The 13,292-nt window shown below is 65.2% G+C and carries 13 protein-coding genes; 10 read left to right on the forward strand and 3 right to left on the reverse strand.

Annotation, left to right across the window (positions count from 1 at the left end; genetic code table 11):
• The first annotated feature begins 95 nt into the window (after nucleotides 1-95).
• The 7 genes from pgeF (at nucleotide 96) to ileS (ending at nucleotide 7,426) form a co-directional block, all read left to right on the forward strand.
• Nucleotides 96-827, forward strand: coding sequence for a peptidoglycan editing factor PgeF (gene pgeF, locus ACFWPX_RS32590; RefSeq protein WP_378931898.1), 732 nt, complete (start codon nucleotides 96-98; stop codon nucleotides 825-827).
• Nucleotides 824-1,549 (forward strand): YggS family pyridoxal phosphate-dependent enzyme, encoded by a 726-nt coding sequence (locus tag ACFWPX_RS32595; protein WP_378931900.1) that lies wholly within the window; start codon nucleotides 824-826, stop codon nucleotides 1,547-1,549. The genes pgeF and ACFWPX_RS32595 overlap by 4 nt, the downstream gene beginning before the upstream one ends.
• Before the next feature lie 107 nt (nucleotides 1,550-1,656).
• A complete protein-coding gene (locus tag ACFWPX_RS32600) occupies nucleotides 1,657-2,412 on the forward strand; it encodes a cell division protein SepF (RefSeq protein WP_378921516.1) in 756 nt (251 codons plus the stop codon).
• A gap of 89 nt (nucleotides 2,413-2,501) precedes the next feature.
• A complete protein-coding gene (locus ACFWPX_RS32605; RefSeq protein ID WP_056816435.1) occupies nucleotides 2,502-2,804 on the forward strand; it encodes a YggT family protein in 303 nt (100 codons plus the stop codon).
• Between the two features lie 60 nt (nucleotides 2,805-2,864).
• Entirely contained in the window at nucleotides 2,865-3,722 is an 858-nt protein-coding gene (locus ACFWPX_RS32610; RefSeq protein WP_378921518.1) for a DivIVA domain-containing protein, read from the forward strand.
• Nucleotides 3,723-3,811: 89 nt separating this feature from the next.
• Nucleotides 3,812-4,012, forward strand: a complete 201-nt coding sequence (locus ACFWPX_RS32615; RefSeq protein ID WP_378921520.1) for a hypothetical protein — start codon at nucleotides 3,812-3,814, stop codon at nucleotides 4,010-4,012.
• 282 nt (nucleotides 4,013-4,294) lie between these two features.
• Nucleotides 4,295-7,426 carry an isoleucine--tRNA ligase gene (ileS, locus tag ACFWPX_RS32620; protein ID WP_378931902.1) on the forward strand — a complete coding sequence of 1,044 codons (3,132 nt, stop codon included), beginning with the start codon at nucleotides 4,295-4,297 and terminating at the stop codon, nucleotides 7,424-7,426.
• 61 nt (nucleotides 7,427-7,487) lie between these two features.
• On the opposite strand, the gene ACFWPX_RS32625 is transcribed toward ileS, so the two are convergent.
• Nucleotides 7,488-7,901: an organic hydroperoxide resistance protein gene (locus ACFWPX_RS32625; RefSeq protein ID WP_378921524.1), complete on the reverse strand. Its 414-nt coding sequence runs from the start codon at nucleotides 7,899-7,901 to the stop codon at nucleotides 7,488-7,490.
• 111 nt (nucleotides 7,902-8,012) lie between these two features.
• Here ACFWPX_RS32625 and ACFWPX_RS32630 point away from each other — a divergent pair, with 111 nt between their 5' ends.
• Nucleotides 8,013-8,546, forward strand: a complete 534-nt coding sequence (locus tag ACFWPX_RS32630; RefSeq protein WP_378921526.1) for a TetR/AcrR family transcriptional regulator — start codon at nucleotides 8,013-8,015, stop codon at nucleotides 8,544-8,546.
• A gap of 8 nt (nucleotides 8,547-8,554) precedes the next feature.
• Here ACFWPX_RS32630 and ACFWPX_RS32635 read toward each other — a convergent pair whose 3' ends face one another.
• Nucleotides 8,555-9,376: a class II glutamine amidotransferase gene (locus ACFWPX_RS32635; protein WP_378931904.1), complete on the reverse strand. Its 822-nt coding sequence runs from the start codon at nucleotides 9,374-9,376 to the stop codon at nucleotides 8,555-8,557.
• Nucleotides 9,377-9,747: 371 nt separating this feature from the next.
• On the opposite strand from ACFWPX_RS32635, the gene ACFWPX_RS32640 reads away from it, so the two are divergent.
• Complete coding sequence (locus ACFWPX_RS32640) at nucleotides 9,748-10,194, forward strand: acetyltransferase (protein WP_378921530.1); 447 nt, start codon at nucleotides 9,748-9,750, stop codon at nucleotides 10,192-10,194.
• Nucleotides 10,194-11,612: a DUF2252 domain-containing protein gene (locus ACFWPX_RS32645; protein WP_378931906.1), complete on the forward strand. Its 1,419-nt coding sequence runs from the start codon at nucleotides 10,194-10,196 to the stop codon at nucleotides 11,610-11,612. Before ACFWPX_RS32640 ends, ACFWPX_RS32645 begins: the two co-directional genes overlap by 1 nt.
• A 1-nt stretch (nucleotide 11,613) precedes the next feature.
• On the opposite strand, the gene ACFWPX_RS32650 is transcribed toward ACFWPX_RS32645, so the two are convergent.
• Nucleotides 11,614-13,191, reverse strand: a complete 1,578-nt coding sequence (locus tag ACFWPX_RS32650) for an MFS transporter (protein WP_378931908.1) — start codon at nucleotides 13,189-13,191, stop codon at nucleotides 11,614-11,616.
• Nucleotides 13,192-13,292 lie beyond the last annotated feature (101 nt).

Consider the following 13,292-nt stretch of genomic DNA (forward strand, 5'->3'; position numbering starts at 1 on the left):
AGGCCGTCCGGGGCCATGCGATGGTTCGCACCCGGGTTGCCGACGTCACCCCTCGCGGTGACCGCGCGACCCCGTGACCGCACTACGCTCGAACTATGACTTCCGCACCGCCTACCGTGACCGTTCGCCGGGTGACCACCACCCGCGCCGGTGGCTTCTCCGCCGCGCCCTACGACTCGTTCAACCTGGGTGACCACGTCGGTGACGATCCGGAGGCTGTGCGCCGTAACAGGATCCGGCTGGCAGAAGGCATCGGCCTCGCTCCCGACCGGCTGGTGTGGATGGAGCAGGTGCACGGGCGCACTGTCGAGATCGTCGACGGGCCGCGCGCCGAACCGGTGCCGGTGACCGACGCGCTGGTCACGACCGTGCCGGGACTGGCGCTGGTGGTGCTCACCGCCGACTGCGTGCCGATCCTGCTCTCCGATGACGAGGCGGGCGTCATCGCCGCCGTCCACGCAGGCCGCATCGGCGCCCGGATCGGCATAGTGCCGCGAGTTCTCGACGCGATGGTCTCGGTCGGCGCCCGCATCGACCGCATCGGTGCCTTCCTCGGCCCCGCCGCCTCGGGTCGCCAGTACGAGGTCCCCGCCGCCATGCGCGCCGACGTGGAAGCCCACCTGCCCGGCAGCGCGACCACCACCGTCCGCAAGACCCCCGGTCTCGACCTGCGAGCGGGCATCCGCCGACAGCTCACCGAGGCTGGCGTCGGCGGAATCGCCGTTGACCCACGCTGCACCATCGAGGACAAAACCCTGTTCAGTCACCGCCGTGGCGCACCCACCGGCCGCATCGCGGGCGTGATCTGGATGGACCCCGCCGCATGACGACGGACACGGTCCGCACCGCGGAGCTCTCTGCCCGTCTCGACGGTCTCCTGGCCCGCATCGATGCCGCCGTCGAATCCGCGGGTCGCCCGGCGGGTTCGGTCAGCCTCCTCCCGGTGACGAAGTTCTTCCCCGCCACCGACGTCGCCATCCTGCACGCCCTCGGCCGGCGCGAATTCGGCGAGTCCCGCGAACAGGAAGCCTCCGCGAAGGTCGATCAGCTCGCCTACGACGACGTCGAATGGCACATGATCGGCCGTTTACAACGCAACAAGGCACGCGCGGTAGCGCGGTGGGCGCACACCGTGGCCTCGGTCGACAGCGAACGTCTGGCAAACGCTCTAGACCGTGCCGCGCAGGACGCACTGGCAGCCGGCGAGCGTATCGCGCCGCTGCGGGTTCTGTTGCAGGTGAGCCTGGACACCGACCCCGGACGCGGGGGTGTCGCACCGGCCGATCTACTCACCCTCGCCGACCTGGTAGCGAAGGCGCCCGGCCTGCATCTGGCCGGTCTGATGGCGATTCCGCCCCTTGACGTCCCCAGTGATGTGTCGTTTGCGAATCTTGCGACATTGCACACTTCGCTGCTGGGGCAACACGCCGAAGCCACCGAACTTTCTGCAGGTATGTCGGGTGATTTAGAGATTGCGGTCGAACACGGTTCGACGTGTGTGCGTGTCGGAACCGCCTTGATGGGCGCCCGGCCGATAACCTCGGCGTAGCAAAGAAACCTCATCAGTCACATTCGACACATACGATTGGGCTGAAGAGGCGCTGAGCAAGAACTTCAACACCCGGCCGCCACCGGGGCCGAAGGAAGGTCGACCAGATGAGTACCCTGCATAAGTTCAAGGCGTACTTCGGCATGGTTCCGCTCGATGAGTACGAAGACGACTACGTCGACGATCATGCCCCTCGCGGCGCCGAGGAGCGCGCGGGCCGCGCCCGTCCGCGCAGCTACGACCGTTACGCCGACGACCGTTACGGCTCCGACCGTTTCGAGGACGAGGCCGACGACTTCCCCCAGCCGGCCTACAAGTCGGCCTACCAGGCGCGTCGTGACGACTATGTCGCCGACACCTACGCCGACGATCGCTACGAGACGCCGCGTCGCCCCACCAGGATCGAAACGGCGCCGTCGTCGGGCCGGTCCTTCCGGGCAGGCGGTGTCGCACCCGGTATGCGCGGCTCCACTCGTGGTGCGCTCGCGGTCGATCCCGACGCCGAGGAGCGCAGGCTGGAGGAGCGCATGCGCCCCGAGCCCGCGCCCGCACGGCGTCCTGGGATCTTCGAGGACGGAGGTCCCTTGTCCAAGATCACCACGCTGCGTCCGCGCGACTACAGCGAGGCCAGGATCATCGGTGAACGGTTCCGTGAAGGGAATCCGGTCATCATGGACCTGGTCGACCTGAGCAATGCCGATGCCAAAAGGCTGGTCGATTTCGCGGCCGGACTCGCTTTCGCGCTGCGTGGCTCGTTCGACAAGGTGGCGACGAAGGTGTTCCTGCTCTCACCGGCCGATGTCGACGTATCAGCGGAAGAACGCCGCCGCATCGCCGAAAACGGCTTCTACAACCAGAAATAGGGAACACACACCCGACACCGAGATGGCCGCCCGCGCACTGCGCGGCGCGGCCATTTTGCACCTTGCCGGTTTTGCGGCAGAGTGAAGCCGTGGCCCTGTTCGCGGTTCTGTACCTCGTGCTTTTCATCTTCTGGCTGTTGCTCATCAGTCGGGTGATCGTCGAGTTCATTCGCAGTTTCGCGCGCGACTGGCGCCCGACCGGTGTGGTGGTGATCGTCCTGGAGGTGATCTTCACCGTTACCGACCCCCCGGTGAAACTTCTGAGGCGGTTGATACCTCCTGTGAATCTTGGGGGGATTCGTCTCGATCTTTCGATAATGGTCCTGCTCTTCCTCGTCTTCATCCTGATGTCGATCGTGGGTAGGCTCGGTCAGCCCGTGACCTCCGTGTGACACAATGAATCGAGAAGACCGCTTGCTAGTTCTCCAAAAGACGCGTGAAGGGATCCTTCGATGCCGCTGACTCCTGCCGATGTGCACAACGTCGCGTTCAGCAAACCGCCGATCGGTAAGCGCGGCTACAACGAGGACGAGGTCGATGCCTTCCTGGATCTCGTCGAACAGGAGCTTTCGCGCCTGATCGAGGAGAACGCCGACCTGCGTCAGCGGGTCGCCGAACTCGACACCGAGCTGGCCGACGCCAAGAAGAACCGCGGGCCCGCCCCGGTCAGCGCCCCGAAGGCGCCCGTGCAGCAGGCGCCTCCCCCAGTGCCAGAACCTATTCCGCAGCCTGTGCCCGTCGCGCCGCCCGCCCCGATGCCCGTCGCGGCGCCGGTGCAGAACAACGGCCCGGACGCGAACATGCAGGCCGCGAAGGTGCTCACCCTGGCGCAGGAGATGGCCGACCGCCTCACCACCGACGCCAAGACCGAGGCCGAGGGTCTGCTCTCGAACGCGCGAGCAAACTCCGAGCGACTGGTCGGCGACGCCCGCACCCGTTCGGAAGCGATGATCGCCGACGCGCGTCAGAAGTCCGACGCGATGCTGGCCGACGCGCAGAACCGCTCCGACACCCAGATCCGGCAGGCCAAGGACAAGGCAGAGGCGCTCACCGCCGACGCCGAGCGTCAGCACGCCGAGATCATGGCCACGATCACCCAGCAGCGCACGGTGCTGGAAAGCCGTATCGAGCAGCTGAAGACCTTCGAGCGCGAGTACCGGGTGCGCCTGAAGTCCTACCTGGAATCGCAGCTGGAAGAGCTCGAGAACCGTGGGTCGGCCGTGCCGGTCGACGGCGGCGAGTTCGCGGGCGAAACCAACGGTTCGGCCAACAGTCTGGCTCCCGCTTCCTTCGCCAAGGGCGGCAAGTAAACTAGTTCCCGAGTCGCGCGGCGCAGCGCGTCGCGTGATTCGGGAATGCCCAGTTATCGTCGGGCTGCTCGGTTGGCTTGGGAGTCGCCATGCTCGTCTTGACGCTTGTTCTTGCGGCGATCGGCTTCGGACTGCTCGTCGCGGCGCTCGCCACCGGTTCGGTGGTGTGGGCGTGGGGGTGCATTCTGATCTGTGTTGTCGGTGCCGCGAGTTTGCTCGTGAGCGCACTGGCCACCCCGAAACCCGAGAGCGAGCAGGTCCCACCCGGCCGACACGCCCGGCGGAACTGAGCGGGCGCGGAATATCGACTGGACGCACCCGGTTAGAATCGAACTACACATGGCACCGATCCGGCCATCACCGGGGAGCCTTCGGAAGAACGGCGCGTGAGCGCTCAGTAGAACCGAACGGGTGAGCCCGTCACAGCTCACACAACGAGAGGCTCGTGCCGCTCCCGGCGAGGGGCAGCGCGAGCAAACGGGGTGGTACCGCGGTACGGCGCACCGGCGCCGACATCGTCCCCGTGCCCACATCTCGCGCCCACGGCGCGGCGGCACGAGGAGCAATCCGCGATGGCGGACGAGACAACTACCGGTAGCGCATACCCCCGAGTCGACTTCGGCGCGGGTTCGGGCGCGACGTTCCCGGAGCTCGAAACCCAGGTGCTCGACTACTGGGCCCGCGACGACACCTTCCGCGCCAGCATCGACAACCGTGACGGTGACGAGTTCGTCTTCTACGACGGCCCGCCCTTCGCCAACGGCCTGCCGCACTACGGGCACCTGCTGACCGGCTACGTCAAGGACCTGATCCCGCGCTTCCAGACCATGCGTGGCAAGAAGGTCGACCGCCGCTTCGGCTGGGACACCCACGGCCTGCCCGCCGAGATCGAAGCCGAGAAGCAGCTCGGCATCACCGACAAGGCCCAGATCGACGAGATGGGGCTGGCCGAGTTCAACGCCGCCTGTAAGTCGTCGGTGCTGCGCTACACCGGTGAGTGGCGCGACTACGTCACCCGCCAGGCCCGCTGGGTCGACTTCGACAACGACTACAAGACCCTCGACCTCGACTTCATGGAGTCGGTCATGTGGGCGTTCAAGTCGCTGCACGAGAAGGGCCTGATCTACCAGGGCTTCCGCGTGCTGCCCTACAGCTGGTACGAGCAGACCCCGCTGTCGAACCAGGAGACCCGCCTCGACGACGCGTACAAGATGCGTCAGGACCCCGCGGTCACCGTCGACATGCCACTGAGCGTCCCGGCCGAGCACCCGTTCGCCGCACTGGACGGCGCGAACGCGCTGATCTGGACCACCACGCCGTGGACCCTGCCGTCCAACCTCGCGATCGCGGTGCATCCCGACGTGCGCTACGTGCACGTGCGCGGCGCCGACGACAAGCGCTATCTGCTTGCCGCCGAACGCGTTTCGCACTACAGCCGCGAACTCGGCGAGGAGCCGACGGTGCTCGGCGAGTACGACGGTGCCGCACTGTCCGACCTGTCCTACGCCCCGCCGTTCGACTTCTTCGTCGGGCACCCGAACGCGCACCGCGTGCTCACCGCCGACTACGTCACCACCGACTCCGGCACCGGAATCGTCCACCTCGCACCGGCTTTCGGTGAGGAGGACATGGATGTCGCGACGGCCAACGGCATCGAGATCGTCCAGCCACTCGATCCGGCGGGCAAGTTCACCTCGATGGTGCCGCCGTACGAGGGCATGATGGTCTTCGACGCCAACCCGGTGATCATCAAGGATCTCAAGGCCGCTGGAAAGCTGTTGCGGCACGAGACGATCGAGCACTCCTACCCGCACAGCTGGCGCTCCGGTCAGCCGCTGATCTACATGGCCGTGCCGTCGTGGTTCGTCGCGGTCACCAAGTTCCGCGACCGGATGGTCGAGCTCAACCAGCAGATCAGCTGGGTGCCTGAGCACATCCGCGACGGCCAGTTCGGCAAGTGGCTCGAAGGCGCGCGCGACTGGAACATCAGCCGAAACCGCTACTGGGGCAGCCCGATCCCGGTCTGGGTCTCCGACGACCCGGCCTACCCGCGCGTGGACGTCTACGGATCGCTCGACGAGCTGGAAGCCGACTTCGGCGTGCGGCCCACCGACCTGCACCGCCCGCACATCGACGACCTCACCCGGCCCAATCCCGATGACCCGACCGGGAACTCGACCATGCGGCGGGTTCCCGAGGTGCTCGACTGCTGGTTCGAGTCGGGCTCGATGCCCTACGCCCAGGTGCACTACCCGTTCGAGAACAAGGAGTGGTTCGACAGCCACTTCCCCGGCGATTTCATCGTCGAGTACAACGGGCAGACCCGTGGCTGGTTCTACACGCTGCACGTGCTCTCGACCGCGCTGTTCGACTCACCGTCGTTCAAAACCGTTGCCGCGCACGGCATCGTGCTCGGTGACGACGGCCTGAAGATGTCGAAGTCGAAGGGCAACTACCCCGACGTCAACGAGGTCTTCGACCGCGACGGCTCCGACGCCATGCGCTGGTTCCTGATGAGCTCGCCCATCCTGCGTGGTGGCAACCTCATCGTCACCGAGCGCGGCATCCGCGAAGGCGTGAGCCATGCGATGCGGCCGCTGTGGAACGCGTGGACGTTCCTGCAGCTCTACGCCTCGAAGCCCGGCGTATGGCGCACGGATTCGCCGAACGTGCTCGACCGCTACATCCTGGCCAAGCTCGCGGTGACCCGCGACGTGGTCACCGAGGCGCTGGAGACCTACGACATCGCCGGTGCCGCCGACGAGCTGCGTGGGTTCGCCGACGCGCTCACCAATTGGTATGTGCGCCGGTCGCGTTCGCGGTTCTGGTCCGAGGACCGCGACGCGGTCGACACCCTGCACACGGTGCTGGAAGTGGTTACCCGCTTGGCCGCGCCGCTGCTGCCGCTGATCACCGAGGTCATCTGGCGTGGGCTCACCGGCGAGCGTTCGGTGCACCTCACCGACTGGCCCTCGGAGACCGAGCTGCCGCACGATCCCGAACTCGTCGCCGCGATGGACGAGGTGCGGGTCGTGTGCTCCACCGTGCTGAGTCTGCGCAAGGCGCAGAACCTGCGGGTGCGGCTGCCGCTGGCCGAGGTCACCATCGCCGCGGCGGATGCCGAGCGGCTCACGCCGTTCACCGAGCTGATCGCCGACGAGGTCAACGTCAAGAAGGTCGACCTGACCACCGACGTCTCCGCGCACGGCCGGTTCGAGCTGGTCGTCAACGCGCGTGCCGCCGGTCCGCGCATCGGCAAGCAGGTCCAGACGGTGATCAAGGCCGTGAAGGCGGGGGAGTGGAGCGAATCCGCCGACGGTGTCGTCACCGCCGCCGGGATCACCCTGCTGCCCGAGGAGTACACCCAGCGCCTGGTGGCCGCCGAGCCCGAGTCCACCGCCGCCCTGCCCGGCAATGCCGGCCTGGTGGTGCTGAACTCGGTGGTCACCGAGGAGCTGGAGGCCGAGGGCTGGGCCCGTGACCTGATCCGCGACCTGCAGGAAACCCGCAAGTCGCAGGGCCTGGACGTGTCCGACCGGATCAGTGTGGTCCTGGATGTGCCCGCCGAGCGGGCGGAGTGGGCCGCGACCCACCGTGACCTGATCGCCGGGGAAATCCTCGCCACCGCACTGACTTTCGGTGACGCGGGTGCCGATGCCGCCGAGATCACGGGCGGCGTCAAGGTTTCGGTCGCCAAGGTCTGAGTTCTTTGCAGCTGAGAAAGGTCCGGGCGTTCAGAGCCCGGACCTTTCTTGTTCGGTGGACCTACTCGACAATCAGTTCCACCGGGATGTTGCCCCGGGTGGCGTTGGAGTACGGGCACACCTGGTGGGTGGTCTCGATGAGTTGCTGCCCCTGCTCGTTGTGCAGGTGCTCGGGAAGTTCCACGCGCAGCACGACCGAGAGCCCGAACCGGCCGCCCTCGAGGGGGTTCAAACCGACCTCGGCGGTCACCGACGCGTCGTCGGCATCGATCTTCATCCGCTTGGCGACCAGCTGCAGCGCACTGGCGAAGCAGGCCGAATAGCCCGCCGCGAAGAGCTGCTCCGGGTTGGTGCCCGCGCCGTCGCCGCCCATCGCCTTGGGGTGGGCGAGCGTCAGATCGAGCACGCCGTCATCGCTGTAGGAACGGCCTTCGCGGCCGACCGAGGTTGCGACCGCAGTGTAGATAGGTGCCATGGTGTCCTCCTAGACAGACTTGTCTGTTCTCTTGTGAACATCAGAGTAGACAGACCTGTCTGGTATCGTCAAGAGGAAGCGTTGATTCCAGGAAAGGGCGCAGGTCAGGCGATGAGTGCGGCTCGTGAACGTCTACTCGACACGGCAACCCGGTTGTTCTACGCCGAGGGTGTCCACATGGTGGGCATCGACCGGATCATCGCCGAGGCCGGCATCGCCAAGGCCACGTTCTATCGGCACTTCAAGACCAAAGAAGACCTGGTCGTCGCCTATCTACAGCGCGAATACGCGCGCCAGCGCGACGCGCTGGAATCGGTGCCGGGTGAAGGCTTCGCCACCATCACCACCATCTTCGACACGCTCAGCGACATCAGCTGCGGCCCCGGCTTCCGCGGCTGCCCCTTCCTCAACGCCGCGGTCGAATTCCCCAACCCGGAACATCCGGTGCGCCGCGTCGTCGACGACTACCGCACCTGGTTCCGCGAACTGATGGCCGAACACCTCCGCGAGGGCGGCCACAGCGCCCCCGACGACGCGGCCCGCGCCCTACTCCTCACCCGCGACGGTGTCACCATCAGTGGCGGGGTCGGCGACAGTGAGACGGTACGCGCCGGCATAAGAGCCGCACTGAATCTCATCGCCTGATCACGGACTCAGGTCGGCGAAACGGGCTGGAAATTCAGTAGTTCATCCGCCCCGGCACGCACGATTCCGGCACAGGATTCGGGTACCTCGTTCCATGCGCCGGGAAGGTCACGCAGTGGTTCGGACACCACGAATCGGGTCTGGTCGCCGAGGCGGTGCAACACGCTGACCTCGGGATGCAAAGCCCGCAGTTCGGCGATTCTCGTCGAGAAGAACAGCGATCTCGACTGTCGTTCACTCGAGTAACGAAAGATCCACAGGGATTGCCCATCGGTCGTCGCGACGGTCATCTGGACCGGATTCTCCACCCGGTGCGTGCGACCGACATCTTCGACAAATCCGACCGCGCGAGCGACGGCGCCGAGAGGATCGTCGGTGAGACCGAAGGTCAATGCCAGATAGAACAAAGTTTCCGAATCCGTCGACCCTTCGAGGTCGGCAAACAATCCCGGATCGATCGCGGTGACCAGGTCCCGGCGAACCTCGCGGAACCCCCGCAGAGCTCCGTTGTGCATCCACAGCCACCGCCCGTGCCGGAACGGGTGGCAATTACTGCGCTGCACCGGTGTCCCGGTCGACGCGCGGATATGGGCGAAGAACAACGACGTCCGGATCTGACCCGCAACCTCACGCAAATTTCGATCATTCCACGCCGGTTCGATACTCTTGAATACCGCGGGCTCGTCACCCTCCCCGTACCAGCCGATACCGAATCCGTCACCATTGGTCGTCGTGGCTCCGAGTCGAGAATGCAGACTCTGGTCGATCAACGAGTGCCGCGGCTCGAACAGCAGTTCTTCAGCGAGAATTGGCTCACCCGAGTATGCCATCCACCTGCACATACATCTATTCAAGCAGGCCGGACCACCAATGTTAAGAAGCTATCGGCACATGCGAACAGATAGCGGGAGCTGGTCCTGGCGAGCTACCAGCCGCACGCTGTTCGGCGGAGTCGCGGGAGGCCACGAGCTCGGATTGCGAACCTGAAACATCGCTGTATCAGCAGGAAAGTGTCCGGTAAACTCGCTGCGTGTCAAGATCGACGGATCGTGGGCGATCGATTCCGATCGCGAGCACACCTCAGTCGGCGCTGCGCAGATTCTTCCCGCGCAATCCGCCGCGCAATACTTGAGTACGCGATTGCCCTGATGTCGCGTAACTATGCGATGTCCGGAGTTTTCGCTGCGGCGAGGGGCTTACTATGACCGAGCGCAATCCTTCTGCAAATCGACCTGTCCCCGAGGACGAGCCTTTTGAGCGGCAAGCCGTCGCCGCGGGGATCTCCGTGCTGGCGGCGATCATGCTGTTCATCACCGCGGCGGCCTCCATCCTCGAGGGAATCGCCGCGATCGCCGAAGACGAGTTCTATGTCGCCGGATTCAGCTACGTCTACGAGTTCGACGCGACCACCTGGGGATGGATCCATGTCGTCCTCGGTGTGATCGCCATCGTCTGCTCGATCGGTTTGATGTCGGGCACCGCGTGGGCGCGCTACGCGGCGGTGGGCATCGCGGCACTGGTGATCATCGCGAACTTCTTGTCCCTGCCCTACTACCCCGCGTGGTCGATTGTGATCATCGCGATGAGCGTCGTGGTCATCTGGGCTGTCACCGCGTGGAAGCCTGCTCGGCGACATGACCGTCTGTGATGTCGAAAACTTCGAAGCGCGTAGCTTCGGCGGCTCATCCGAACCGGACCGAACGCCAACATCGCGGCGTCACCGCCCGTCGAAAGACCCCGCTGGCCGCGCTCGCCGAGCTTCGGGTCGCCGCTCGGCGTGACCCGGTCGGCATCCTCGAGAAGCAGGCAGCCGACCGGGTCCCCGAACTGGTCCCGCTCCGCTACGGACGGATGGCCGCCACCGCGTTCACCTTCTATCGTGGCGCCGCGGTGATCATGGCAGACGATCTGTCCCACTCGCCCACCACCGCCCTGCGGACGCAACTGTGCGGGGACGCGCACCTGAGCAACTTCGGCGTATTCGCCACGCCGGAACGCAAGTTGGCCTTCGATGTCAACGACTTCGACGAGACCTATCCGGGCCCGTTCGAGTGGGACGTCAAACGTCTGGTCGCGAGTCTCGCTGTCGCGGCGGACGAAAACGGATTCAGCGACAAGAAGCGCAGGAAGATCACCCGAGCCTGCGCCGCCGAATACCGCGAAACGATGGTCCGGCAGGCGGAGCTCGGAAATCTGGCGGTTTGGTACGCCCATATCGAGGCAGGCTCGGACCTGACCGAACTCCGCGATCACCTCAGCAAGGCCAGAAAGCGGCGCACCCGCGCTGCGCTGGAGAAGGCAAGCCGACGCGACAGTATCCAAGCGCTCTCGAAACTGACCACCGACGTCGATGGCACGAGACGCATCATCAGCGCACCACCGCTGATCGTCCCGATCGAGGACATGTACGACGGCAAAGACATCACAGCGATGTATCTGGATCTCCAAGCGCGACTCGATAGTTACGCGGACACCCTGCAAGGGGATCGCCGACTGCTCTACAACCAGTTCCAGGTGGTGCAGATGGCCCGCAAGGTCGTCGGAGTCGGCAGCGTCGGCACCCGCACCTGGATCATCCTGTTGCAGGGCGCAGACCCGGATGATCCGCTGTTCCTCCAGGTCAAGGAGGCGAAACCGTCGGTGTTGTCGGCCTATCTCGATGGGCCCGCATTCGCTACCGAGGGTGAACGCGTCGTCGAGGGACAGCGATTGATGCAAGCCGCCGGCGATATCTTCCTGGGGTGGGAGCGCGGTCCGGATGCCGATGGCATCGACCACGACTTCTATATACGCCAACTGCGTGACGGCAAAGGCTCCGCGGAAGTCGAATCCCAAACACCCCGGGTGATGAAGCTGTACGGGCGGATATGCGCGCGGGCACTGGCTTTCGCGCACGCTCGGGGCGGCGACCGGATCGCCATCGCCACCTACCTCGGAGACGACACCGAATTCGACCATGTGATGGCGGAATTCGCCGACACCTACGCCGAACAGAACACTCGAGACCACGCGGCCATGCTCGACGCCATCGCCGCGGGTCGCATCACCGCCGATATCGCGACCTGAATCAGGACGGCTTCGGCACGACTTCCGGTATGCGCCTCATCCGGAACGAGTTGAACAACCCGACGAGACCGGCCAGGAACGGAACCAGCAGTGCCACTTGCAGAGCGAGGGGCCGAGCCTCGGTGTTGATGCGAACGACCTCGTCACGGATCTGCGGAGGTTGGTCAGCGAGAAGCTGATCGAGCTGGGTATTGCTCATGACCTCGGCGTCGTCCTCCAGCACCTGTGCCACCTGTTGTTGCTGTGCCTGCGGGAGCACTGTGCTCGATTCCGCCTTGCTCGTGAACGTGATGGACAAGGTCGCCAGCATGATGGCACCGGCGAACGCGAGCCCGAAGGACAACCCGAACGACCCGGCCGCCGAATTGACACCGGCGGCTTCGCTGATCCGCTCCTCCTCGATCGGGGCCAGTGTGTAGTTGTTGAGCTGAGACACCAGCAGACCCAACCCCGAGCCCGCGATGATCAGGGGAATTATGAGCCCCCAACCGAATTCCGCGCGGGGCACGATCGGAACGAGTACCACTATCCCGACAGTGAGGAGCACGAATCCCCACCGGATGATGTTGCTCGCAGGCCGATCGCCCGCGAATTTACCCGTGAGCACCGCAACGGCGAACATGCTCAACGACAGGGGCGCGATGGACAGGCCGGCTTGCATCGCGTTGTACTCGAGCACCATCTGCAGATAGATCGGCAGGGCTATCATCGTGCCGCCGAGGGCGATCTGCTGAAGCAGCTGTCCTGAGATGCCCAGCCTGAAGATCTTGGATCGGAACAAGTCCGGGTCGAGCAATACCGGCTTACCCGCGCGATGGCGCCGGACAAGCCAATAGGCGAGGCAGGCCAGCGCGATCGCGCCGACCGCCAGGACCGCACCGACCGATTCGCCGCCCTCTTGCCACACCAGGACTCCCAGCACGATTCCGCCCATGCCGAGAACCGACAGCACCGCTCCGACCAGGTCGACGCCGCGGGGGCCGGTGTAGGGCACATCGCGGACGATTCCGATGCCGGACAGCACGATCGCGATAACGACGACTTCCAGCACGAACCCGACGCGCCACGACAGGTAGGTGGTGATGATTCCCCCGAGCAGCGGGCCGACCGCCGCCGCGATCGCGGCCGCCGCGCCGACCAGGGCATAGACCTTCTTCTGTGCCGCTCCCTGGAAATTGCCGTGGATCAACGATTGCATGGCGGGCAACAGCAGGGACGCGCCGATCCCGCCGAGTACTGCCCAGAACACGACGATCGCGGTCAAGCTCTGCGCGAACGCCATCGCCGACGCCCCGACCGCGTAGCCGAGCAGACCCAGCGCATATGCCCGCTTACGTCCGATCAGATCGCCTACTTTCCCGCCGATCAGGATGAACGCGGCCGAAACCAGCGCTTCCAAGGCGATAGCGGCTTGGACTCCACTGACGGTCGTGTCCAGATCGCGAACCACCGCCGAGATCGACACGTTCATCAGCGATGTATCGACGACCAGTACGAACATCGCCATCGCCAGCAGTGCCGCCAGCAGGCGTTGCGTGCCACCCACCTGCCCAGCCGAGTTCATCGATCTATCGCTCATCGAAGCCCCACCGTCCCGACAGTCGTGACGTGCTCCTGATGCCGGGATGGCTAGGATGCCATCCCGGTAACGTGAAAGTTTGCGATATAATCCTAGCTTAT

It is taken from the genome of Nocardia sp. NPDC058518, assembly GCF_042719655.1.
In the GTDB taxonomy this organism is placed as follows: Bacteria; Actinomycetota; Actinomycetes; order Mycobacteriales; family Mycobacteriaceae; genus Nocardia.